This window comes from Microbacterium allomyrinae (genome assembly GCF_020682705.1).
Lineage (GTDB): Bacteria > Actinomycetota > Actinomycetes > Actinomycetales > Microbacteriaceae > Microbacterium > Microbacterium allomyrinae.
On the sequence record NZ_JAGTTN010000004.1, the window covers coordinates 17,995 to 41,531 of the forward strand.

The 23,537-nt window shown below is 72.4% G+C and carries 16 protein-coding genes and 1 pseudogene; 11 read left to right on the top strand and 6 right to left on the bottom strand.

Going from position 1 to position 23,537, the window contains the following annotated elements; genetic code table 11:
• The first annotated feature begins 29 nt into the window (after positions 1 to 29).
• From KEC57_RS12445 to KEC57_RS12480, 8 genes are read left to right on the top strand one after another with little or no spacing between them, the layout of a single operon-like run.
• Complete coding sequence (locus KEC57_RS12445; protein ID WP_229384956.1) at positions 30 to 1,001, top strand: AAA family ATPase; 972 nt, start codon at positions 30 to 32, stop codon at positions 999 to 1,001.
• Positions 1,001 to 2,260 carry a DUF58 domain-containing protein gene (locus tag KEC57_RS12450; RefSeq protein ID WP_229384957.1) on the top strand — a complete coding sequence of 420 codons (1,260 nt, stop codon included), beginning with the start codon at positions 1,001 to 1,003 and terminating at the stop codon, positions 2,258 to 2,260. The genes KEC57_RS12445 and KEC57_RS12450 overlap by 1 nt, the downstream gene beginning before the upstream one ends.
• Positions 2,257 to 4,737, top strand: coding sequence for a transglutaminase domain-containing protein (locus KEC57_RS12455; protein WP_229384958.1), 2,481 nt, complete (start codon positions 2,257 to 2,259; stop codon positions 4,735 to 4,737). Before KEC57_RS12450 ends, KEC57_RS12455 begins: the two co-directional genes overlap by 4 nt.
• On the top strand, positions 4,734 to 6,089 hold the full coding sequence (locus KEC57_RS12460; RefSeq protein WP_229384959.1) for an RDD family protein: 1,356 nt from the start codon (positions 4,734 to 4,736) through the stop codon (positions 6,087 to 6,089). Before KEC57_RS12455 ends, KEC57_RS12460 begins: the two co-directional genes overlap by 4 nt.
• Positions 6,086 to 6,934: a PP2C family protein-serine/threonine phosphatase gene (locus KEC57_RS12465; RefSeq protein ID WP_229384960.1), complete on the top strand. Its 849-nt coding sequence runs from the start codon at positions 6,086 to 6,088 to the stop codon at positions 6,932 to 6,934. Before KEC57_RS12460 ends, KEC57_RS12465 begins: the two co-directional genes overlap by 4 nt.
• Positions 6,934 to 8,382 (top strand): FHA domain-containing protein, encoded by a 1,449-nt coding sequence (locus KEC57_RS12470; protein ID WP_229384961.1) that lies wholly within the window; start codon positions 6,934 to 6,936, stop codon positions 8,380 to 8,382. The genes KEC57_RS12465 and KEC57_RS12470 overlap by 1 nt, the downstream gene beginning before the upstream one ends.
• The gene (locus tag KEC57_RS12475) at positions 8,379 to 10,040 is read left to right on the top strand and encodes a serine/threonine-protein kinase (RefSeq protein WP_229384962.1); all 1,662 of its coding nucleotides are present in this window, start codon (positions 8,379 to 8,381) and stop codon (positions 10,038 to 10,040) included. The genes KEC57_RS12470 and KEC57_RS12475 overlap by 4 nt, the downstream gene beginning before the upstream one ends.
• Entirely contained in the window at positions 10,028 to 10,765 is a 738-nt protein-coding gene (locus KEC57_RS12480) for an FHA domain-containing protein (protein ID WP_229384963.1), read from the top strand. The genes KEC57_RS12475 and KEC57_RS12480 overlap by 13 nt, the downstream gene beginning before the upstream one ends.
• Before the next feature lie 32 nt (positions 10,766 to 10,797).
• On the opposite strand, the gene KEC57_RS12485 is transcribed toward KEC57_RS12480, so the two are convergent.
• Genes KEC57_RS12485 through KEC57_RS12495 form a run of 3 tightly spaced genes read right to left on the bottom strand, consistent with a single transcriptional unit; the run spans position 10,798 to position 14,167 of the window.
• A complete protein-coding gene (locus KEC57_RS12485; protein WP_229384964.1) occupies positions 10,798 to 11,292 on the bottom strand; it encodes a recombinase family protein in 495 nt (164 codons plus the stop codon).
• Between the two features lie 57 nt (positions 11,293 to 11,349).
• Entirely contained in the window at positions 11,350 to 13,140 is a 1,791-nt protein-coding gene (locus KEC57_RS12490) for a cation:proton antiporter (protein WP_229384965.1), read from the bottom strand.
• Positions 13,141 to 13,144: 4 nt separating this feature from the next.
• Positions 13,145 to 14,167 (bottom strand): malate dehydrogenase, encoded by a 1,023-nt coding sequence (locus KEC57_RS12495; protein WP_229384966.1) that lies wholly within the window; start codon positions 14,165 to 14,167, stop codon positions 13,145 to 13,147.
• 75 nt (positions 14,168 to 14,242) lie between these two features.
• Here KEC57_RS12495 and ypfJ point away from each other — a divergent pair, with 75 nt between their 5' ends.
• The 3 genes and pseudogenes from ypfJ to KEC57_RS12510 all read left to right on the top strand — a co-directional run bounded on the left by ypfJ (position 14,243) and on the right by KEC57_RS12510 (position 18,040).
• Entirely contained in the window at positions 14,243 to 15,112 is an 870-nt protein-coding gene (gene ypfJ / locus KEC57_RS12500) for a KPN_02809 family neutral zinc metallopeptidase (RefSeq protein WP_229384967.1), read from the top strand.
• Positions 15,109 to 16,074: pseudogene (pip, locus tag KEC57_RS12505) on the top strand (prolyl aminopeptidase); the annotation flags it as partial. The gene ypfJ and the pseudogene pip, both read left to right, overlap by 4 nt.
• 379 nt (positions 16,075 to 16,453) lie before the next feature.
• Positions 16,454 to 18,040: a DEAD/DEAH box helicase gene (locus KEC57_RS12510; RefSeq protein ID WP_229384968.1), complete on the top strand. Its 1,587-nt coding sequence runs from the start codon at positions 16,454 to 16,456 to the stop codon at positions 18,038 to 18,040.
• A 457-nt stretch (positions 18,041 to 18,497) separates the two neighbouring features.
• Here the strand turns inward: KEC57_RS12510 and KEC57_RS12515 are convergent, their stop codons facing one another.
• The 3 genes from KEC57_RS12515 to KEC57_RS12525 are packed head-to-tail and all read right to left on the bottom strand — an operon-like array spanning position 18,498 to position 23,534.
• On the bottom strand, positions 18,498 to 20,219 hold the full coding sequence (locus KEC57_RS12515; protein WP_229384969.1) for a GMC family oxidoreductase: 1,722 nt from the start codon (positions 20,217 to 20,219) through the stop codon (positions 18,498 to 18,500).
• Positions 20,216 to 22,015, bottom strand: coding sequence for an aldehyde dehydrogenase family protein (locus KEC57_RS12520; RefSeq protein WP_229384970.1), 1,800 nt, complete (start codon positions 22,013 to 22,015; stop codon positions 20,216 to 20,218). The genes KEC57_RS12515 and KEC57_RS12520 overlap by 4 nt, the downstream gene beginning before the upstream one ends.
• 55 nt (positions 22,016 to 22,070) lie before the next feature.
• Positions 22,071 to 23,534, bottom strand: a complete 1,464-nt coding sequence (locus KEC57_RS12525; protein ID WP_229384971.1) for an MFS transporter — start codon at positions 23,532 to 23,534, stop codon at positions 22,071 to 22,073.
• Between the last annotated feature and the right edge of the window lie 3 nt (positions 23,535 to 23,537).

A 23,537-nucleotide genomic window follows, 5' to 3' on the forward strand; every position in this document is an offset into this window, starting at 1 on the left:
AAATCGCGAACGAGAGAACGAGAACAGCAATGACGATGACCCCCGAACAGGCAGCCTGGTTCCAGGGCACCTTCACGCGACTGGTCGACAACGTCGATCAGGCGCTGATGGGCAAGCGCGAGGTCGTGGCACTGGTGCTGTCGGCGATGCTCGCCGAGGGCCACGTGCTCCTCGAAGATGCCCCCGGCACGGGCAAGACGAGTCTCGCGAAGGCGATCGCGGCCACCGTGCAGGGCTCGAGCAATCGCATCCAGTTCACCCCCGACCTGCTGCCGTCCGACGTCACGGGCGTCACGATCTACGACCAGGCCGCGCACCGCTTCGAGTTCCACCGTGGCCCGGTGTTCGCCTCGATCGTGCTGGCGGACGAGATCAACCGCGCCTCGCCCAAGACGCAGTCCTCGCTCCTGGAGGTCATGGAGGAGTCGCGGGTGACCGTCGACGGCGTGGCGCACGAGGTCGGGCGTCCGTTCCTCGTGATCGCGACGCAGAACCCGATCGAGCAGGCCGGTACCTACAAGCTCCCCGAGGCGCAGCTGGACCGGTTCCTCATCAAGACGTCGATCGGCTACCCCGACCTCGCCGTCGCCGAGCGGATCCTCGCCGGCTCCGCCGACCGCAACCCGTCGGCGCACCTGCCGGCGATCATCACGACCGGTGCGGTCGCCGACATGGCAGACCTCGCCAGCACCGTGCACACCGACCCCGCGGTGCTCCGCTACACCGCGCAGCTGGCCGAGGCGACGCGCCACGATCCCGCCACCCGGCTCGGCGTCTCGGTGCGCGGCTCGATCTCGATGATCCGCATGGCCAAGGTGTTCGCCGCCGCCCAGGGCCGCCACTTCGTGCTGCCCGACGACGTGAAGACGCTGGCCGCTCCCGTGTGGACGCACCGCATCGTCCTCGACCCCGAGGCCGAGTTCGCCGGCACGTCGGCCGAGACCGTGATCGCGCGTGTGCTCGACGCCGTGGCGGCACCGCAGGCGAGGTCCGCGGCCTGATGGCATCGGAAGCACTCGGGCAGGCGACCGTCGCGCACGACCGCCGTGAGGGTCTCGGCGGCGCGCTCGGCGAGTACGCGCTGATCGCGCTGCGGATGCTCCGCGGCGCGCTGGGCGTCGTGCGGCCGACCGCCTGGGTGCTCTTGGCCGCAGCCGTCGTGCTGTGGGTGCTCGGTCGGTCGCTGGGCTGGTGGGAGCTCACCGTCGCGGCGGTCGTGGTCACGGTCGTGCTCGCGCTGTGCCTGCTGTTCCTGATCGGACGCACGGCCTACGACGTGACGCTCGATCTCAACCGCACCCGGGTCGTGGTGGGTGAGCGCGCCGTCGGAGCGCTGACGCTGGCCAACACCGGCAGCCGCGCCATCCTTCCGTCGCGCGTGGTGCTGCCGGTCGGCGCCGGCCGCGGCGTCTTCGACGTCCATCGCCTCGCCGCCGGGGCATCGGCCGAAGAGCTGTTCGCCATTCCGACCTCGCGCCGCGCCGTCGTGAAGGTCGGCCCGGTGAGCGTTGTCCGCGGCGACCCGCTCGGGCTCTTCGAGCGCGTGCACCGCCGCGACGAGCCGGTCGACCTGTTCGTCCACCCGCGCACCGTGCTGTTCGACGGCCAGTCGCTCGGGTTCGTCCGCGACCTCGACGGCATGCCCGCCACCGATCTCTCGCGCGACGACGTCTCGTTCCACGCGCTGCGCGAGTATCAGCCGGGCGACGACCTCCGCCACGTCCACTGGAAGTCCACCGCCCGCACCGGCGACGTCATGGTGCGCCAGTACGAAGAGACCCGGCGCTCCCACTTCGTGATCGGGCTGTCGACGAGTCCCGCCGACTACCGCGGCGAGGAGGAGTTCGAGCTGGCGATCTCGGCGGCCGGCTCTCTCGGGCTCCGGGCGCTGCGCGATTCGCAGCGCGTCGAGGTGCGCGTGCAGGAGCGCGCGCTGCCGGCCGCGACCGGCAAGCAGTTCCTCGATTCGCTGTCGGGACTCGGGCACTCCAAGGCGCGCGCCGGCGGCATCGTCGAGCTCGCCGGTGTCGTGGCCGCGACCATGCCGCTCGCGAGCGTCGTGGTGCTCTTGTGCGGCAGCAAGGTCGACGCGAACGACCTTCGGGCTGCGTGCGGCCGCCTGCCGTACGGCGCGCGCGTGCTCGCCGTGGTGACCGAGACCGGTGCCTCGCCGTCGCTTCGCCGCATCGGCGACGCCGACGTGGTCACCGTGGGCGCGCTCGACCAGCTCGCCGGCGCCCTCCGGAAGGTGCTGGCATGACCGCGCCCGCCGCGACACCCGAGGCGGCCCCGCACAGCCGGCGCGCCGCGCGGGGCGCATCCGGACGCCCGGCATCCACCGCACGCCCGGCATCCGCTCGTCCTGCACCGCTGCCGGTGCGCCGCTGGATCCTCGACCTGGGCGTCGTGCTCCTTCTGCTCGCGATCCCGGTCATCGGCTTCTGGCCGACCTTCGACGGCGCGAGCTATCTCGTCGCGGCGGTCGGCGGCATCGCGCTGGGCATGGTGCTGGGCGCACTCGGCGCTCTCTGGCGCTGGGGCGTCCTGCTGGTGTCGGCCGCCACCGTGCTCGCCTACTTCCTGTTCGGCGGTGCGCTCGCCCTCCCGCACACCACCGTCGCCGGCGTCGTTCCGACGCTCGACACGCTGCGTCAGCTCGCGCTCGGCGCGGTGACCTCGTGGAAGGAACTGCTCACGACGGTGGCCCCCGTCGCCGCGGACGACGGCCACCTGATCGTGCCGTTCCTGCTCAGCCTCGTCGCCGCCGTGTTGACGACCACGCTCGCCCTTCGTGCCCGCGCCGCCGCCTGGGCGCTGATCCCCGCCGCCGTCTTCCTCGCGGTCGAGATCGCGCTCGGCACCTCGCAGCCGGTCGTGCCCGTCGTCCAGGGCGTCGCGTTCGGGCTGATCGCCGTGGTGTGGCTCGCCGTCCGCCAGGCGTGGCAGCCCGAAGCCGCCGCGGTGTCGCTCGGCGAAGGCGCGCACGCCGCCGGCGGCGCGAAGACACGTCGGATGCTGATGGGCGGCGCCGTCGTCGCGCTCGCCGCCATCGCGGGTGTCGCGACGAGCGGCTTCGCCGCGCCCACCTCGCCCCGCTACGTGCTGCGCGACGTCGTGATCCCGCCCTTCGACATCCGCGAGTTCCCGAGCCCGCTGCAGTCGTTCCGCTCGTACGTGCGCGACTACCCCGACGAGACGCTCTTCACCGCCAGCGGCCTGCCCGAGGGGGCACGCATCCGCCTCGCGACGATGGACGCCTTCAACGGCACCGTCTACAACGTCTCGGACGAGGGGGCCGGATCCTCCAGCGCCTTCTCGCCGGCACGCGCGAACATGTCGGCCGATGCCGAAGGCACCGACGCCACGGTGCACGTCGAGATCGCCGCGCTCGACGGAGTGTGGATGCCGGATGCCGGTGCCGTGCGCAGCGTGACCTTCGAGGGTGACCGCGCCGACGACCTCCGCCGCACCGCTCACTACAACGATGCGACCTCGACGGGCATCGTCACCGCGCGCCTGACCGAGGGCGACGCGTACACGCTGCAGAGCGTGCTGCCCGAGACTCCCAGCGACGACGCGCTGGCCGAAGAGGCGTTCGCCCCGGTGTCGCTGCCGGATCAGGAGGGCGTGCCGCAGGAGTTCGCCGAACTCGCATCGACGACAGTTGCTGACGCAGCGACGCCGATCGAGCAGGTGCGGGCCCTGCAGACCATGCTCGCCGAAGGCGGCTTCTTCAGCCACGGGCTCGAAGGAGAGCCGCTGTCGCGGGCGGGCCACGGCGCCGAGCGCATCTCGACCCTGCTCGGATCGGAGCAGATGGTCGGCGATGACGAGCAGTACGCCACCGCGATGGCGCTGCTCGCCCGTGAGGTCGGCATCCCGGCCCGTGTCGTGATGGGCTTCTACCCCGACGAGGATCAGGCCGCGCAGGGCGTGTTCACCGCCAACGGCAACACGCTGCACGCCTGGGTGGAGGTCGCGTTCGAGGACGCCGGCTGGGTGACGTTCGATCCCACGCCGCCCGAGGACCAGGTCCCCAACGACCAGACGACCAAGCCGAAGGCCGACCCCAAGCCGCAGGTGCTGCAGCCGCCGCCGCCTCCGCAGGAGCCGGTCGACCTGCCCCCGACCGTGACCGACGATCGCGGCTCCGAGGACGAGGACGCGCTCGACGCGACCCTGATCTGGACGATCGTCGCGATCGGGCTCGGCAGCCTGGGCATCCTGTTCGTGCTGCTCGCCCCGTTCGTCGTGATCGGCGCACTGAAGGCGACACGTCGCCGCAAGCGGCGCTCGGCCGACCGCGCCTCCGACCGCATCAGCGGCGGATGGGAGGAGCTCGTCGACCGCGCAGCCGATCACGGTGCGCCGGTGCCGCCCGGGGGAACGCGTCGCGAAGAGGCCGGCATCCTGAGCACGACGTTCGCCGAACCCCGTGTGGCGACCCTCGCGTCGCGCGCCGACCTCGAGGTCTTCGGGCCGACCGAGCCGAGCGCGACCGACGTCGAGGCGTTCTGGGGCGAAGTGGACGAGATCGTCGGCGGAATGGGTCGCGGCCGCTCGTGGTGGCAGCGCATCCGTGCGCGCCTCAGCATCCGCTCGCTGCTGGTCGGGACGCGCTTCGCGCTGCCCGCGCGCTCGAGCGTCCCGGCACCGGAGCGCGCGAAGACGCGACGCTCCCGCACGACTCGGAGCGAACCCGAACGCTCCGCATCCGAATCCCAGGAGTCCGAATGACCACGAGCCCGCCCCCTGCCGCACCGCCGGCATCCATCGGACGCCGAGTGGGCGCGTACGCGATCGACCTCGCAATCCTGTACGCCATCGGCGCGGTGCTGATCGGCATCGTGGTGGGTCTCGCCATGGGGGCAGGTTCCGGCGGGTCGCGCGAGAGCGTCGTGCTCGTCATCCTGCTCGGCTATCTGATCGTCGGTCTCGTGATGTTCGCCTGGTGGCTCGTCTATTCGGCGATGCAGGGTGGTCGCGGGTCGATCGGCCAGCGCGCCCTCGGGCTGCGCCTGCAGGACGCCGCGGCTGCGGGGCCGATCGGCTTCTGGCGCGCGGTGCTCCGCAACATCGTGTGGGCTCTGGCGGGCACGATCGTCGTCGGCTACTTCACGCCGCTGTTCGATTCCAGCGGGCGACGGCAGGGCTGGCACGACATGGCGGCGAAGGCGATCGTCGTCGACGGTCGGGCAGCCGCGGCATCCGCTCCCGCCCACCTCGCCGCCGCGTACACGACGAATCCGTACCTGCCGGTCGGGCACGCGGCTTCCGCCGCGCCGCCGCCCGCCCCCCCGCGTGTCGCCACGCCCCACCCCCCTGTGGCATTCCCGCCGGCGACCGCGGCATATCCCGCGCCCGCGGCGCCACCCGCACCCGTCGCGCCCGCTACGGCGTTCACCGCGGCGGCGGTCGCGCCGCGCGCAGCTGCCGGCCTGCCGGGCGGCGTCATCTCGCAGGTGCCGGGTGCGCATTCCGCTCGGGCGGCCCCAGATGCCGCGCCCATGCTGCACGCGGCCGCGGTGCACTTCCCCGCGACCACGACGACGACCACGCCCTTTCCGCCCGCGTCGACGACCGAGCCGCTCGTCCCGGTCGAACGGATCGCCCCCGTCACCGTGAACGTCCCCGCCCCGCCGGTCCTCGCCGCCTCGCCCGCGCTCGCCGCCGGCTTCGCCGCATCTGCGGACGACGACATCGACTCCACGCGCCTGGCGGCCGCGGTTCCGCCCCCCGCCCAGCGCGCCGCCCTCTATCCGGATGCCCCGGTGATCGCCGTGCTCACGTGGGACGACGGAACCCGGATGGCCGTCTACGGCCGGACGCTCTACGGCCGCAACCCCGCGGGCGAGGACGGCGCCGTGGCGATCGCGGTACGCGACGAGACGCTGTCGCTGTCGAAGACGCATTTCGAGATCGGCGGCGATGCGGCCGCGGCATGGGTCGTCGACCGGCACTCCACCAACGGCACCGTGCTGGTGCGCGACGGCGGACGCATCCCCCTCCAGTCCGGCCTGCAGACCGTCCTCCGCCCCGGCGACCGGCTCGAGTTCGGCGATCGCAGCGCCGCGGTGGGCGCAGCATGACGACGTCGGAGGCGCCGCCGATCACGGTCCGATTCGGCGCCGCGACCGACGCGGGATTGCGGCGGCGCATCAACGAGGACTCGTACATCGCCCAGGCGCCGCTGTTCCTGGTCGCCGACGGCATGGGCGGGCACCAGGCGGGCGAGATCGCCAGCGCCACGGTCATCGACGAGTTCGCGCGGTTCGCGGGCCGGGCGAGCCTCGGGATCGACGATGTGCACGCCGCGGTGGCCGCTGCCCGCAGGCGGGTCGCAGACCTTCCCCGCGGACAGGGCGCCGGCGCCGGGACGACCCTCACCGGCGTCGTGATCGCCGACAGCGACGGCGAGGGCTACTGGCTGGCGATCAACCTCGGCGACTCGCGCACCTACCGCCTGAGCCGAGGCCGCTTCGAGCAGGTGAGCGTCGACCACTCGGTCGTGCAGGAGCTCATCGACAGCGGCGAGCTCCGCGCCGACGACGCTCACAACGACTCGCGCCGCAACGTCATCACCCGCGCGATCGGCGCCGGCAGCGACGCCGAGCCCGACTACTGGCTGCTCCCGGCCGAAGAGGGGGACCGCATCCTGGTCTGCTCGGACGGTCTCTCGGGAGAGCTCGAGAACGACGCCATCCACGGAATCCTCATCGCCGAGAGCGACCCGCAGGCGGCTGCCACCCGACTGGTCCACGAAGCGATGGTGCGCGGCGGACGCGATAACATCACGGCGCTGGTCGTCGACGCCACCGCGGTGCGAACCCGTGCCGGACGAGCGGCCGAGACCGATACGATCCCGGCGCGACCGCAGCTCGACGAGATCGATGGTGACACGCTTCCACGGGCGGTCGCCACAGGAGGATTCTGATGCCGACGCTGTACGCCCCAGGAACGACGCCCATCGCGGTCACTCCGCGAGGATTCGTCGTGCTCGGATCCGACACCTCGCCCGCGCTCGCCGCGCGGATCCGCTCGCTCGTGTCGGACGGCCGGGGGTTCGGCGGCGTGATCGAGGCGCTCACGGGGGCATACGGCGCATCCATCACCGCCATTCCGTCCTTCGCCGTCGCCTTGGCCGAAGGCGATGCCGTGCGCATCGCGGTGCGGGGCGCGTTCGTGCTCGACGTCGATGCGGCGCAGCCCGAGCGCGTGTCGGGCGAGGGCGTCACGACGTGGAGCGAGCGCGTGATCCCCGGGGTCGTGCGCGTGGCGCTGACGAGCGGGCCGGATGCCGCACCCGCCGAGTTCCCCGTGATCGACGCGGTCGTGCTGGCGGCCTCGCTGGTGTGGGATGCCGTTGCCGCCTCGGCACTGGGCGCTTCCCGCCCGGCGGGTGCCGTCTCGGACTCACCCTTCTCGGATGCGTCCGCCGCCCGAGCAGCCGCCCCGGCGGCGCAGCAGGACGACGGCGCGCAGGAGCAGGCAGCCGCGTCCCCTGCTGCGCAGGCCGAATCCGCGTCCCCTGCCGCGCAGGCCGCCGAATCCGCGTCCCCTGCTGCGCATGCCGCTGAATCCGATGCACCAGGCGCGGGGGACGCGGCACCTGCGTCCGCTGCTTCCGTACCCGCATCACCGGCACCATCCTCGCCGCCGCTCATCGACTCGTCGGCCGTCCTGTCGCTCGCCGAGACGCTCCTGCCGGCCGACTCGACGATCTCGACGCGGTTCGAGCAAGAGCCCGCGGCGGAGTCCGGCGACGCCGCGATCCCGACGCCGTCCGGCGGCACCGCGATCCCGACGCCGTCGGTCGACGACTCGCCCTGGGAGGCGACGCTGCTTCGTCCCGCGGAGACGGCGGCAGCGGCATCCGGCGCAGACTGGTCGCCCGACGCGGCCGGCGACCATGACGGTGCCACGATCTCTCTCGCGCAGGCTCGCGCGATGCGCGCGGGCGACCGGGCGTTCGCCGCGCCTGCGGCACCCGGGGATGCGGCGGGCTCCACCACGCCCCCGCTCGCACCGCCGCGTCCGCCGGCGCCAGGGCGCATCCGCATGTCGACCGGGCAGGTGCTGCAGCTGGACCGGACGGTCGTGATCGGCCGCCGACCGCGCTCGACCCGGGTCTCGGGCACCGATCTGCCGCACCTCGTGGCCGTCGACAGCCCGCAGCAGGACATCTCGCGCAGCCACGTCGAGCTGCGCGTCGAGGGCGAGAGCATCGTCGCCACCGACCTGCGCACCACGAACGGCACCACCCTGCACCGATCCGGCGTCGACCCGGTGCGCCTGCACCCGGGCGAGGGCACGGTCGTCGTTCCCGGTGATCTGCTCGACCTCGGCGACGGCATCACCGTCGTGATCGAGGCGCTTTCGTGAGTGCCAAGCGGGCGCCCATGGCCCCGCCCGATCTGCCGGGCTTCACGTACGTCGACGTGCTGGGGTCGGGCGGGTTCGCCGACGTGTTCCTCTACGAACAGCAGCTGCCCAAGCGCCGCGTCGCGGTGAAGGTGCTGCTCACCGACCGGATGTCGAGCGGCTCGGTCGAGGAGTTCACCGCCGAGGCCAACGTCATGGCGATGCTCTCGACCCACCCCGCGATCGTCACGATCTATCAGGCCGGTGTCGCGCGCGACGGCAGGCCGTACCTCGTCATGGAGTACTGCCCTCGTCCCAACCTGCAGGTGCGGTATCGGCGTGAGCCGTTCCCGATCGCGGAGTCGCTGCGGGTCGGGGTGCAGGTCGCCGCGGCCGTCGAGACGGCGCACCGCGCGGGCGTGCTGCACCGTGACATCAAGCCGGCGAACATCCTGGTCACCGAGTACAACCGGCCCGCGCTCACCGACTTCGGCATCGCGTCGACCACGAGCGCGGCGGCCGAGTCCGCGGGCTTGTCGATCCCGTGGTCACCGCCCGAGTCCTTCGCCGACTCGCCGCGCAGCGACCCCCGCTCCGACGTCTACGCGCTCGGCGCGACGGTCTACACCCTTCTCGCCGGACGCTCCCCGTTCGAACTGCGCGACCAGCGCAACAGCGCCGCCGAGCTCATCCACCGCATCGAGACGATGCCGCTGCCCGTTCTCGACCGGCCCGACGTGCCGGCCTCGCTGCAGCGGGCCCTCGAACGCGCGATGGCGAAGTCGTCGGGTGACCGGTACGAGAGCGCGATCGCGTTCGCCCGCGCACTGCAGACGGTGCAGATCGAGCTGTCGCACTCGGTCACGGCGATCGACATCCTGGACGACCACGTGCCGGATGATGTCGAGCAGGACGAGGACGACGGCCTCACCCGCGTGCGCGGTGTCGTCAGCATCAATCCCGAGACCACTCCCGCCGCGGGGCTCACGCGTCCGTCCGCGCAGACGGCGCCGAGCGCCGGTCTCGGGCAGGCCGCAGGGTTCGCCCCGACCGCCGGTGCCGCCCCCCGCTTCGACACGGCTGCCGACGCGGGCGAGACGGTGCTCCGGGCGACGCCCGCTCCCGCCGCTCCGGCCCTGCCCGACACCGTCCGGCGCGAGCGCGCCGAACTGCCGGTGTCGCTGGACGAGACGGTCGTGCGACTGCCCCCCGCCTTCGTCGAGCCGGCAGACCCGCCGGCGGATGCCGCACCCCGCCGGCGCTCGCGCACCGGCCTGTGGATCGGGCTGGGGGCCGCAGTCGTCGTCGTGATCGCGGTGATCGTCGGGGTGTCGCTGCCGGGCATCCTCGCGGGCACTCCCGGCGAGACACCGGCGCCGGCGGAGTCGGCGAATCCGCAGGATCCGGTCGCGCTGATCGTCCCGCCGCCCGAAGACGTCGTCGGCGCAGCGGTCGACGGCGGCGTGCGCTTCACGTGGACCAACCCCGACCCCCAGGACGGGGACTTCTACATCGTCGAGGCGGTGACCCTGGCCGATGCGAATCCCGACGCGAAGTCCGTCACCGTCCCCGAGATCGTCGTGCCCGCCGATCCGTCCGGTCAGACGTGCATCGACGTGACGCTCGTGCGCGAGAACGGCACCGGTTCGCCCCAGCCTGCCCGGGGGTGCACGCCGTGACGCCCGGCGCGGTCGAGGACCTCACCGTCGAGTTCGCCGGTGAAGAGTACGCCGTCGCGCCCGATGCCGTCTTCACCGTCGGGCGCGAGGGCGACCTCACCATCGACGACAACCTGTTCCTGCACCGCCACTTCCTGACGATCCGCAACGTCGATGGCCTCTGGCTGCTGTCGAACGTGGGAAGCCGGCTGTCGGCGACCGTCACCGATTCCGGCGGTCGTGTGCAGGCGTGGCTCGCACCCGGCGCCCGTCTTCCGCTCGTCTTCGCCTCGACATCCGTCATCTTCAGTGCCGGACCGACCACGTACGAGCTCACCATCCACGCCGCCGAGCCCACGTTCCGCGAGACGCAGCCCGAAGCCGACGACGACGGCCTCAGCACCATCGGCGACGTCCCCCTCACGCACAGTCAGCGCGTGATGATCCTCGCCCTGGCCGAGCCGCTGCTGCGCCGGGAGGGAACCGGCATGAGCGAGCTGCCGACGTCGGCGCAGGCCGCCGAGCGCATCGGCTGGACGCTCACCCGCTTCAACCGCAAACTCGACAACGTGTGCGACAAGCTCGATCGCATCGGTGTTCCGGGCATGCGCGGCGGCGTGCGCTCCTACGCGACGAACCGCCGGGTCCGGCTGGTCGAGCATGCCATCGCGGCGCGCCTGGTGACTCGGCAGGACCTGCCCCTGCTCGACGAGGAGCTGCACGCCGGTACCGGCCCCGAGGACTGACCGCTCGGGACCGAGAACTCAGGACCGAGAGCTCAGCGCCCGGCGTCGTAGAGGTGACGGCCGCCGTGGCCGGCGACCTTGACGACGACGCCGCGCCGGTGCAGTTCGGCGACGGTGCGGGTCTCTTCGTCGATGTCGCGGCCGAGGGCGTGCACGTTCGCCACGACCACCACGTCGCCGTGTCGCAGCGTGCCGAGCAGCCGCACGAGACGCGCCTCCCACGACTCCAGCGTCTCGGGCGCGGGGTGGCGGAATCCCTCGATCGGCACGCCGAAGCGCGTCAGGTCGTTGCGCTGCTCGACCACCGAGGGCATGTCGTCGCGGGCGATGACGAGCCCGACGAGGCGCGATCCCGCGGGGCGAGCGAGCCACCAGTCGCGATTCTGCTGCAGCTCGGTGAAGCACTTCGGGCAGTCGGCTGCCGGGTGCGGCAGGTGCAGCGGTGCGGTGTCGGCGGAGACGCCGTCAGCGGCGTGGGTGTGGCTGTGACCGGATGCCGCGGCATCCGTCTTCGTGAACTCGCTCATGTCGCCGCCCTTGCTCTGCACCATTGTCTCTCACGTCGGGCGTGTGCGGTGCGCGGATCAGTCGTCGTCGCCGAGGCGCAGCTCGAGGCTCAGCTGATCGGCGTCGAGTTCGGCCAGCGCGTGCCGCAGAGCGGGCGTGCTGTAGCCGCCGCCGGAGGTGACCTCGTTGAGTCGGTCGCGCATCGCCTCGATCATCACGAGGCGCAGCTCGAGCATGTCGCGGGCGGACGCGGTGGTCTCGTCGTCGGGCGGCTCGGCCATCCGGCTGCCGACGAGCTGCATGAGTTCCTCGGGGAACGTCGAGCCGTCGCGGCGGTGCAGCGCCGGCTGTTCGAGGGCGGCGAGGGCGGCATCGCGCAGCTCCTCGTCGAGTTCGGACTGCTCCGCTCGGTCGAGCAGCTCGTCGCCGGGTCGTTCGATCTTGAGCAGTCGCACGAGCCAGGGCAGCGTGAAGCCCTGGAGCATGAGGCTGCCGACCGCGACGGTGAAGGCGATGAAGACCAGCAGCGCCCGGTCGGTCGTGTCGTCGCGCGAGAGCGTCTGGGCGGCCGCGAGCGTGACGACACCGCGCATGCCCGCCCACACGATGATCGCGCCGTGCTTCCAGCCCAGCGGCGAGGCCTGGTAGTAGTTCAGATCGCTCATCGCGCGGCTCACGCGCGCGCGCATCGACGCGAGGCGTCGCTGGACGTGCGGATCGTCGACCGGGAGCGGCTCCTGCCGGCGGCGGTTCTGGCGCCGCCTGCCGTCGGTCGGGGGAGCCCACGCCCGGCCTGCCGCGAGCTCATCGAGTCGCGTGCTCATCGACTCGAGGCGTTCACGCCGCCTGCCGCGTGCACGCCTGCTCTGCGCCCACACCAGCAGCGAGACATATGCGGCGCGCACCGCGAGCACGATCGCCAGCGCGCCGGCGGCGATGGCGACGCCGGTGCCGAGACCGTTGTGGTTCTCGAAGTTCTCGGCCACGATCGCGTTGAGCTCGAGCCCCATCACGAGGAAGACGGCGCCCTCGAGCACGAGTTCGATCGTGCGCCAGTTGTGCTCATCCGATCGGCGCTGCTCGGGCGTGAACCAGCGTGCGGCGCCCTGGCCGGTCACGATGCCGGCGACCACCGCGGCGACGAGACCGGAACCGCCCAGTTCCTCGGTGGGCAGGTAGGCCACGAACGGCACGACGAAGCCCACCGCGGTGTTGGCCGCCGAGTGGCCGATGAGGGCGCGCAGCCGCAGGTTGAGATAGCCGACGATGCCGCCGATCACGACGGCCACGAGGACCCCCCACGCGAAGGCCGGAAGGAACCCGAGCCCCACCTCGGTGTCACCGGTCACCCCCGTGGTCGCGACGGCGCCGGCCGCGATCATCGTGCGCAGCAGCACGAGCGCCGTCGCGTCGTTGAGCAGGCTCTCGCCCTCGAGCATCGTGACGACCCGCCGCGAGACGCCCAGGCGCTTCACGATCGAGGTGGCCACGGCATCCGTCGGACTGAGGATCGCGCCCAGCGCGACCGCGATGGCGGGATGGATACCGGGGATCACGATCATGAAGAAGACGCCCAGCACCACGGCGCTCAGCAGCACGAGCAGGAAGGACAGCCCCGCGATGGGCCCGAAGTCGCGCCGGAACTCGATCGCGGGCAGCGCCACGGCGGCGGAGTAGAGCAGCGGCGGAAGGACGCCGACGAGGATCCACTCCGGGTCGATCTCGGGCACCTGCACGAACGGGAGGAGGCTCACCGCGCCGCCGATGAGCACGAGGATGAGCGGCCCCGCGATGCCGAGCCTGGGTGCGAGGGCGGTCGCGACGGCGATCACGAGGATCGCGGCGATGACGACGACGAGGATCTCCACGCGGCTAGACCGCTCCGAGCTCGCGGACGGCGTCGCGCTCGGCGGCGAGCTCGGCCACCGAGGCGTCGAACAGGCGCCGCCCGCGTGCGTCGAACTCCAGTCCCTCGATGACGCGATAGCCGGCGCCGTCCCCGCGCGAGACGACGGGCAGCGAGCACACCAGGCCTTCGGGCACCCCATACTCGCCGTGCGAAACGACGGCGGCCGACGTCCAGCCGCGATGCGTGCCGAGCTGCTCGTCGCGCACGTGGTCGATGGCCGCGTTGGCCGCCGACGCGACCGACGACGAGCCGCGCACCTCGATGATCTCGGCGCCGCGCTTCGCGACCCGCGGGAGGAAGACCTCGTCGAGCCATGTCGTCGCCGCGTCGCGGCCACCGAGTCGTTCCGCGATCGCCTCGGCCACCGGCATCCCGTCGGAAAGGACCGCGTGCGCCACATCGGGGAACTGCGTCGCCGAGTGGTTGCCCCAGATGATGACGTCGGCGATCTCGTCGGGTGCCACGTCGAGGAACGCGGCGAGCTGGCCCACGGCGCGGTTGTGGTCCAGGCGCGTGAGCGCGGTGAACCGCTCGGCGGGAACGTCGGGGGCAGCGGATGCCGCGGCGATGAGCGCGTTCGTGTTGGCGGGGTTTCCGACCACGACCGCGCGCACATCGTCCGCGGCCACGGCGCCGATCGCGGCGCCCTGGGGGCCGAAGATCCCGGCGTTGGCGGCGAGCAGGTCGCCGCGCTCCATTCCGGGACCGCGGGGACGGGCGCCGACGAGCAGGGCGATGCTCGTGCCGTCGAAAGCGATCCGAGGGTCGTCGGTCAGCTCGACGCCGCGCAGGAGCGGGAATGCGCCGTCCTGCAGCTCGAGCGCTGCGCCCTCGGCCGCCCGCATCCCCTGCGGGATCTCGAGCAGCCGCAGCCGCACCGGCCGGTCCGCGCCGAGCATGTCGCCCGCGGCGATGCGGAACAGGAGCGCGTAGCCGATCTGTCCGCCGGCGCCCGTGATCGTGATCGTCGTGGGTTCGCTGACCATGCGTCGAGCCTATTGCCGAGACGCCCTCGCCTGTCGGAACGTGCCCGCGAGGGGCGCCCACGGTACCGTGAAGCCATGACGTTCAACGAGAACGCCAACGTCGGGGGGAACACGGCGCGGCGTCGAGGGGCGGGTGTGGCTGTCGCCGGCGGGGGTATCGCGGGTATCGGAGCCATCGCCGTCCTGCTGTTCCAGCTGTTCACCGGCACCGACATCTCGGGCATCATCCCCACCGGCCCGCAGGCCGGAGGCGCCGGCGAATCCGAGATCGAGCAGTGTCAGACCGGGGCCGATGCGAACGCCCGCGACGATTGCCGTCTGGCCGCTGGCTCGCTCGCGCTCGACCAGTTCTGGCAGACCCAGGCGCAGGGCTACCGGGCGCCGCAGCTGATCATCGTCGACGGATCGACCCCGACGCAGTGCGGAACGGCATCCAATCAGACGGGTCCGTTCTACTGCCCGCCGGAGGAGACCGTCTACGTCGACCCGACCTTCTTCGCGCTGCTGCGCCAGCAGTTCGACGCGACGGCCGGGCCGCTCGCTCAGCTCTACGTCCTCGCGCACGAGTACGGGCACCACGTCCAGTACATCGCGGGGAGCATGGACCGGTACCCGGACAACGGATCCGGCCCCGACAGCAACGGCGTGCGCAGAGAGCTGCAGGCCGACTGCTTCGCGGGGGCGTGGGTAGGCTCGATGACCGAGCAGGTCGACGCGAACGGCGTGCGCTACCTCGACCCGCCCACGCAGCAGCAGATCGCCGACGCGATCAACGCGGCGCAGACGGTGGGCGACGATCACATCCAGCGCGAGTCGGGCGGGTTCGTGAACCCCGAGAGCTGGACCCACGGTTCGAGCGCGCAGCGCCAGCAGTGGTTCCAGCAGGGGTATCAGAACGGCGTCTCGGCCTGTGACACTTTCGGCGTTCCGGGGGGAAGCCTATGAACGAACACCTCGACCACATCCTCTATCCGCCCATAGAGCCCTACGAGACCGGCGAGCTGATCGCGGGCGAGGGCAACCGCCTGTACTTCGAGCAGAGCGGCAATCCCGACGGCAAGCCCGTGGTGTTCCTCCACGGCGGCCCTGGCGCCGGAACCGCGCCCTGGCATCGCCGATTCTTCGACCCGGAGCGGTACCGGATCATCCTCTTCGACCAGCGCGGGTGCGGTCGGTCGACCCCCCATGCGGCGGAGGCGGGCGCCGACATCCGTCACAACACGACGTGGCACCTCGTGGCCGACATCGAGCTGCTGCGCAAGAACCTCGGCATCGACCGCTGGCAGGTGTTCGGCGGGTCGTGGGGGAGCGCGCTCGCCCTCGCGTACGCCGAGGCGAACCCCGAGGCGGTGACCGAGCTCGTGCTGCGCGGCATCTTCACGCTGCGCCGTCACGAGCTGGAGTGGTTCTACGAGGGCGGCGCGTCGGCGATGTTCCCCGACCTGTGGGAGGACTTCATCGCGCCCATCCCGATCCTCGAGCGCTCGCGCCTGATCGAGGCGTATCACCGGCGGCTCGCCGACCCCGATCCCGCCGTGCACGTGCCGGCGGCTGTCGCGTGGTCGCGCTGGGAGGCGTCCGTGCTGACACTTCTGCCCGATCCGCAGCTGATCGAGGCCATGAGCGAGCCGCGCGCCGCAGTCGCGTTCGCGCGAATCGAGAACCACTACTTCCTGAACCGCGGCTGGTTCGACGAGGGCCAGCTGATCGCGAACGTCGACGCGATCCGCGGCATCCCCGCCGTGATCGTCCAGGGCCGCTACGACGGATGCACGCCGCCGATGACCGCGTGGGATCTGCACCGCGCCTGGCCGGAGGCGGACTTCGTGATGGTGCCGGATGCCGCGCACGCCGCGTCGGAGCCGGGGATCGCCGCGGCGCTGCGCGCCGCCGCCGACCGGTTCGCCCGTGCCGAGGGCGAGGCGGTCGACGAGACTGCGGACGAGACTGCGGACGAGACTGCGGACGAGACTGCGGACGAGTCCGCGGACGAGACTGCGGATGAGACTGCGGATGAGTCCGCGGGAGAGTCCGCGCCGGAGAGCGACCTGGTCGACACGCGGGACTGAGCACGAAACGCACCCGCCGAGGCGAACGCCCAGGTGCCCCTGGTACGCTGGAAAGACTTGCAGCGCTCAGACGCGCTTCTTGCGTCGTAGAACGCTTCCCCTCCCGCCGCCGCCAGGCCCCCGTGCCGCGCGATGCCGGTGACGACTTTCGAACGGCGACCCGCGGGCGAAATACGCCCCGGTTACCGATCAGGGCACCGTCGTGCCCGGAGAACTCATGACCGAAACCACTTTCGGCGCGCTCGGCGTGCCCCAGCCCCTCGTCGCCGTCCTCGCGACCCAGGGCAAGACCACCGCGTTCCCGATCCAGGTCGACACGCTCCCCGACACTCTCGCAGGCCGCGACGTGCTGGGCCGCGGCAAGACCGGCTCGGGCAAGACGCTCGCCTTCTCGATCCCGATGGTCGCGCGCCTGGGCACCAAGCTCGCCGGCGGCAATCGTCGCAAGGGCCGCCCGCTCGCTCTCGTGCTCGCACCGACCCGCGAGCTCGCGACCCAGATCGACGCCGTCCTGGCGCCGCTCGCCAAGGCCTACGGCCTCACCACCACCACGATCTTCGGCGGCGTGAGCCAGAGCCGTCAGGTGCAGGCGCTCAACGCCGGCGTCGACATCGTCGTGGCCTGCCCGGGTCGCCTCGAAGACCTCATGAAGCAGGGCTACGCCCACCTCGACGCGGTCGAGATCACGGTCATCGACGAGGCCGACCACATGGCCGACCTCGGCTTCCTGCCGGTCGTGACCCGCATCCTCAGCGCGACGCCCTCGGGCGGCCAGCGCCTGCTGTTCAGCGCCACGCTCGACAACGGTGTGGACAAGCTCGTGAGCCGCTTCCTGCAGAACGAGGTGCTCCACTCCGTCGACGAGGCCAACTCGCCCGTCGCCGCGATGACCCACCACGTCTTCACGATGACCGACACCGACTCGAAGAAGGACGTCGTCACGGCGCTCGCCTCGGGCACCGGCCGCCGCATCCTGTTCATGCGCACCAAGCACCACGCGAAGAAGCTCGCGCGGCAGCTCACCGCCGATGGCATCCCCGCCGTCGACCTGCACGGCAACCTGTCGCAGCCGCAGCGCGACCGCAACCTGGCCGCGTTCTCGGCCGGCACCGCCAAGGTGCTGGTGGCGACCGATGTCGCGGCTCGCGGTGTGCACGTCGACGACGTCGAGCTCGTCATCCACGTCGATCCGCCCACCGAGCACAAGGCGTACCTGCACCGTTCGGGCCGTACCGCCCGCGCGGGCGCGGAGGGCGCCGTGGTCACGCTCGTGCTCCCGGGCCAGGAGAAGGACGTCGCGCAGCTCCTGCGCAAGGCCGCCATCTCTGTCACGCCGGTGCGCGTGACGGCGAAGTCGGCCGAGGTCGCCGAGCTCGTCGGCCAGGTCGCCGCGTACGTCAAGCCCGAGCCGGTGCAGCTGCAGCAGCGCGGCGGCGGCACCAGCCAGGGCGCCAACGCGCAGCGCAAGCGTGCGGCTCGCGACCAGGGCGCAGGCGGCGGACGCGGCAACGGCCAGCGCCGGGGATCGGATGCCGCAGGCTCGGGTCGCTCGCAGGGCCAGGGTTCGGGCCGGGGCCAGGCGCCGGCCGCAGGCCGCGGTCAGTCCTCCGACCGTGCGCAGGGCGGCCACCAGCGCGCCGACCAGAGCGCCGGCCACACCCGCTCCGCTCAGCCCGCGCAGGGCAACCCGCGCACCCCGGGTCGCCGCGCGTCCGGCGGTGGTGCCGGCAGTACCGGCGGCAAGCTCATGGTCGGATCCGTCGTCCGCCAGAACGGCGGCAACCGCCGCGCCGGCGGTCGCTGAGCCTTCCTGGCCGGGTCACCGACCCAGACATCACGCAGACCCCGCCCCGGGGCGATTCATTCACCCTGGGGCGGGGTTTTCCCGTCCCAGGGTGGCGGACCCGCCCCGGGGCGGTGATGAACCCGCCCCGGGGCGGGTTCATCAGGGGTGCCTGTTACGCGGGGGATCTGTCACGCGTCGTGACCCCGCGCTCGCGCGCGGATCTCGGATCCCTCGGACAGCATCGCCGGCCACTGGTCGCCAGCCCGCCCGCGTCAGCCAGACAGGCCCCGGGACGCGTTATTCACCCCGGGGCGGGGCTTTCCCGTCCCAGGGTGGCGATCCCGCCCCGGGGCGAGATCGCCAGGGGAGTGACCTCGCTCCCGGCGTGGCGGGTCCGCCCCGGGGCGGGTCTGTCACGGGTGTGACTCCGCCCCGGCGGGGCGGGTCTGCCACGGGTGCGACTCCGCCCCGGCCGTCAGACCCGACCGTGGATCAGGTCCGCCGCGACCTCGCCGATCACGATGGCGGGCGCGTTCGTGTGGCCGCGGATCACCGTGGGCATGACGGATGCATCGGCCACGCGCAGCCCCGTCACCCCGCGGACGCGCAGCTCGGGGTCCACGACCGACGCGGCATCCGTCCCCATCCGGGCCGTGCCGACGGGGTGGTACAGCGTGTGCGAGTAGCGGCGCATCGAGAGCTCGGCGCGCTCGGGCGGCGTCATGTGCTCGCCCCCTTCGGGCTGGATCCAGCCGCCGGTCGTGATGGCGCGCAGCGCCTCGGTGTCGACCAGGCGCTCGCACGCGGCGAGCCCGGCGAGCACGGCGCGCTCGTCGATGCCCTCGGGATCGGTGAGGTAGCCGGGATCGATGACGGCCTTGTCGTGCGGGTCGCCCGACGCGAGCCGGATGGTGCCGCGGCTGTGCGGACGCAGCAGGATCGCGCCGAGGGTGATGCCTTCGCCGGGGGTCGGCACGAGGCCTTCGCCGACGTAGGGGACCGGCGCGAAGATGATCTCGATGTCGGGCAGACCCGCAGGCATGCCCGATTCGTCTGCGACGGCGGTGCGGAGGAACCCGCAGGCCTCGCCGACGTTCGAGGTCAGCATCCCGCGGCGGGCGGTCAGATAGCGCACGAGCTCACCGGGGCGTTCGGCGCCGAACAGCGTGCCGCCGCGCGCCTCGGGCGCGATTCCCGAGACGAGGTGGTCCTGCAGGTTCGCGCCGACATCGCGCGCGTCGACGATGATCGGGATGCCGTGCTCGGCCAGGTGCGCGGACGGCCCGATGCCGCTCAGCATGAGCAGCTGCGGCGTGTTGATCGCTCCGCCGCTCAGGATCACCTCGCGCCGGGCGAGCGCGTGCCGCGTGATTGCGTCGATCTCGACGTACACGCCGGTCGCGCGCGGCGTTTCGGCGGGCTCGGCGACCGTGGGCGCGGCGGACGCCGCCGGTTCGCCGCCACGAGTCGTGGCGTCCCGCGCCCCGGGCGCGAACGTCACGCGCCGCACCAGAGCGCCGGTGACGACGCGCAGGTTGCGCCGGCCCTTCGCGGGTCGCAGATAGGCGTCGGCGGTCGAGGCTCGAGCCCCGCGGGTCTGCGACACCATCGTCTCGGAGAATCCCTGGCCCGCCGGCAGATTGGCGGGAGTGATCGGATGCCCCGCCTCGGCAGCCGCGGCGAGGAACGCTGCGGTGTGGGGCCGGGGATCGCGCTGACGCTCGACCGATTGCGGGCCGTCGGTGCCCTGCATGGCATCCGACGGATCCTGGGTGCGCTCGACGCGACGGAAGTAGGGGACCAGCGACTCCCACGACCAGGCCGGGCCCGCGGCATCCGCCCATTCGTCGTAGTCGGCGGCGAAACCGCGCACCCACATCATCGCGTTGAGCGACGACGATCCGCCCAGCGTCTTGCCGCGAGGCCAGAAGATCGTGCGGCCTTCGAGACGCTCCTGCGGGACGGTGTCGTAGCCCCAGTCGTAGGCGCCGCGGAACAGCTTCGAGAACGCCGCGGGGACGTGCAGCTCGAGGGCGCTGTCGGGGGCCCCGGCCTCGAGGAGCAGCACGGTCACCGAGGGATCCTCGCTCAACCGCGCCGCGAGCGCCGCCCCCGCGGAACCCGCGCCGACGACGATGTAGTCGGCGGTGAGATCGATGGCCTGCCGAGTGCCGCGCCGACGCCGCGCGGCCTTCACGCGCGGAACGCCTGCACGAGAGTGCCGACGAGCTTCGCGTAGTCGCCGTTCATCCGGAACCGCGTGAATCCTTCGCTGACCGCTGTTCCGGTCCGTGAGCTGACGAACCAGGGGGGCTTCGGCAGCACCGAGAACGAGCGTCCCTTCGACGCGGCCAGCGCGCGGGGGTCGAGCGAGCGGGGGAAGGGCCGGAACGGTCCGCGCGTGACCGAGCGCTCCACGCGGTCCAGCAGGAGGGCGTTGTGGACGACCCCGATCCCGCTCTCGACGTTCTGCAGCGTCGCGCCCGGGAACCCGCCCCACGTGAGCGTCGCGGTGAGGAACCCGAACGCCGTCCACGAGTTGATCGACACGGTGCCGTAGCGCAGCTCCGCGATCGCCCGCTCGAACCCGTCGCCGAGCGCCGCCTGCGTCTCGGGGTCGATCAGCAGGTTCGCCCCGAGCGTGCCGGCGAGCTTGTCGTTCGCATGCGCGACGGCGGCGTCGAGGAACTCCTGCCCGTTGCCCGGCAGCGAGAGGACCCCGAGCACGGGGGCGAAGTACTCCGTCGTCTCGAGCGCCGTCGGGTCGTCTCCCGGTGCGATGTCGACGATCGCGCGTGTGCCGTCGGCGCACCACGCCGCATCGGGATACCCGGATGCCGCGGCCTCGAGTCGTGCGTCGCTGTGCGGGTACCAGACCGGGCGCCGGGGTGCGGCCTCGTAGGCGGCGCGCAGCGCGGCGAGGAACGCCTCGCGCTGGGGCCACTCGGCGCCGATCAGGACGACCTGGCCCGCGATGCAGTTGTGGCCCGAGTTCTGCAGGCGCATGGTGGCGATGTGCTCGGCCTGGAACCTCAGGTCGGCGTCGGACCACCGGCCCGGCACCACGATGATGGGGGACACGCCGCCGAGTTCGGCCGTGATCGGCTTCTTCAGCTGCGGGCGGTTCTCACGCCGGCGCCGGGTGCTGGCGCCAGCGCCGGGCCCGGACTGAGGTCCCCAGACGATCGCATCGAACGTCGCGCTCGCCCCGGTGATGTGCACGTGCGCGATGCCGGGGTGCCCGGTCAGGTACGCGCCGACATCGCCGCCGCCGCGCACGATGCGCAGGAACCCGGGCTCGATCAGCGGAGCCAGCGCCCGCTCGAACACCGGCACGAGAGCGTCCTGCGTGGGATTCACCTTCAGGATCGCGACACGGTTGTGGGCGAGCAGCTCGTACATGACGTCGAGGACCGGGATCGAGGTGACGTTGCCGGCACCGAGCACCAGGCCGACGCCGCCGGAGTGCGTCGGGGTGAGCTGTGCGAGTCCGGCGGTGCGGCGGGCCTCATCGGCGGTCACTCCCGGCTCGAACCAGATCTCACCGGTGTATCCCGACAGCAGCAGCCCGTCGACGGCGCTGAGCGGGAACACGTGAGCGCGCACGCGGCCTCCGGGTGCGGCATCCGTCTTCACTCCCGCGAGGGGACTGGTGCCCCGGGCGAGAGTCCGCAGCGTCGAGCGGTACGCGTCGAAGGCGGTGAGCGTGCCGTAGGGCCCCGAGAGCCATTCCTCGCCGCGAAGGGGATGCCCCGGCTCCAGCTGCTTGGACGTCGCGGCGACGTCCGCCCACTCCTCGGCGACGGCGGATACGGTCGCGTGCAGGCTGTCGAGCAGCCGCGCACGCTGGTCGAGGGTGAGCTGCGCCCAGGTGCGGGCACCCCGCTGCAGGTCGCCGATCGCGCGGTCGAGTGCGGCACGCTCGTCGTCGGAGAGGGAGGGCGCCGTGGTGGCGCGGGACTTCACGGATGTCTCCGGGGCGGCCTTGGGCACGGGGCGCTCTCCTTCGGGCGGGGATCTCAGTCTAGATCGGTGTCGGCACGCGGTCTCAGCCGGGCTGCGACTGGATGTCGGCCGCGCGGTGAGCCTCGATGTCGACCCGTCGCAGCGGGTACCGCGCGAGCGTGACGAGGCTGAGCGCGATGAGCGCTGCCGGCACCACGCTGAAGCTGACGACGATGCCGGTGATCGCGGCATCCGGCTGCTCGACCAGCTGCCCCGCGGTCGACGAGACGTACCCCGTCACCGCGAGGATGATCGACAGCACCATCGCGCCGAGCGCGAAGCCGACGGTCTCGCCCGCGGTCCACACACCGCTGAACGCGCCGGCGCGGCCGGGGCCGTTCTGCTGCTCGTCGTGCGAGATGACGTCGGGGAGCATGGCCATCGGCAGCGACTGCAGGCCGGCATACGCGATTCCGGCGATGCCGACGGGCACGTAGATCCACGCGCCCGGCGCCCACAGCACCCCGAGGATCGACAGCGCCGCCGCCGCGAACACGACGCTGGCGATCGCGAACGTGCGCTCCTTGCCGATCCGGCGGGCGACGACGCCCCAGGCGGGGGCGGCCAGCAGCGCCGGTGCGATCAGCGCGATGAACAGCAGCTCGACGGCGGCCTGATCGTGCAGCACCCACGTCGCGACGTACTGCGCGCCGGCGAGCATGAGCCCGGTCGCGAGAGCCTGCAGCACGAAGGTCGCCAGCAGCGCGCGGAACGGCAGGCTCCGCCGAAGGGCCCGGATGCCGGACGCATAGTGCGTGCGCATGCTCACGCGCTCCGCGGCAGCCGTCCCGCCCCCGTTCCCGCTCTCGGCACCGGGCGGAGGGGAGACGCGACCGGCGGAGGAGCTCTCGCCGACCGCGGGTCGTCCCCTCGTCTCGCGGGCCGGGTGCCGGGCGACGGTCGTTGCCACCAGCATCCCGATGCCGATCACGACGCCCGAGACCACGCCCATGATGAGGTAGCCGAGCACCGGGTCCTCTGCCGAGCGGCGCAGCGCCGGCCCTCCGGCGCCGAACAGCAGGATCGCGAACGTCAGCACGACCACGCGCCATGTCAGCAGGCGGGTGCGCTCGTCGTAGTCGGGGGTGAGCTCGGCCGGGAGCGCGATGTACGGCACCTGGAAGAGGCTGAAGGCGGTCGCGGTGAGCGTGAAGGCGATCAGCACCCAGATCGCCCCGACGACGGGGCCGAGCGCGGGCGGCACCGCGAAGGTCAGCGCGAACAGCAGCGGCAGGGCGAGCGCGCCGATCAGCATGAGCCGCCGGCGCGAGCCGTGGCGGGCGAGGTCGCGGTCGGTGAGCGCGCCGATCACGGGATCGATGACGACGTCCCACACCTTTGCGACCGTGATGACGAGTCCGGCCGCGAGCGCGGCCACGCCGAGCGAGTCCGTCAGGTAGTAGGTGAGGACCAGGCCGGGGAGCGTCGCGAACCCGCCGGTGCCGAGCGACCCGGTCGCGTAGCGGGCGATGGTGCCGCGCGTGAGGCGGAGGGAGGAGACGGACACGAG

Bases quoted from the DNA above. Each gene is read 5' to 3' on its own strand.
- KEC57_RS12495 (WP_229384966.1), bottom strand. From the start codon at position 14,167: ATGGTCAGCGAACCCACGACGATCACGATCACGGGCGCCGGCGGACAG.
- KEC57_RS12455 (WP_229384958.1), top strand. From the start codon at position 2,257: ATGACCGCGCCCGCCGCGACACCCGAGGCGGCCCCGCACAGCCGGCGC.
- ypfJ (WP_229384967.1), top strand. From the start codon at position 14,243: ATGACGTTCAACGAGAACGCCAACGTCGGGGGGAACACGGCGCGGCGT.
- KEC57_RS12460 (WP_229384959.1), top strand. From the start codon at position 4,734: ATGACCACGAGCCCGCCCCCTGCCGCACCGCCGGCATCCATCGGACGC.
- KEC57_RS12445 (WP_229384956.1), top strand. From the start codon at position 30: ATGACGATGACCCCCGAACAGGCAGCCTGGTTCCAGGGCACCTTCACG.
- KEC57_RS12470 (WP_229384961.1), top strand. From the start codon at position 6,934: ATGCCGACGCTGTACGCCCCAGGAACGACGCCCATCGCGGTCACTCCG.
- KEC57_RS12485 (WP_229384964.1), bottom strand. From the start codon at position 11,292: ATGAGCGAGTTCACGAAGACGGATGCCGCGGCATCCGGTCACAGCCAC.
- KEC57_RS12450 (WP_229384957.1), top strand. From the start codon at position 1,001: ATGGCATCGGAAGCACTCGGGCAGGCGACCGTCGCGCACGACCGCCGT.
- KEC57_RS12465 (WP_229384960.1), top strand. From the start codon at position 6,086: ATGACGACGTCGGAGGCGCCGCCGATCACGGTCCGATTCGGCGCCGCG.
- KEC57_RS12510 (WP_229384968.1), top strand. From the start codon at position 16,454: ATGACCGAAACCACTTTCGGCGCGCTCGGCGTGCCCCAGCCCCTCGTC.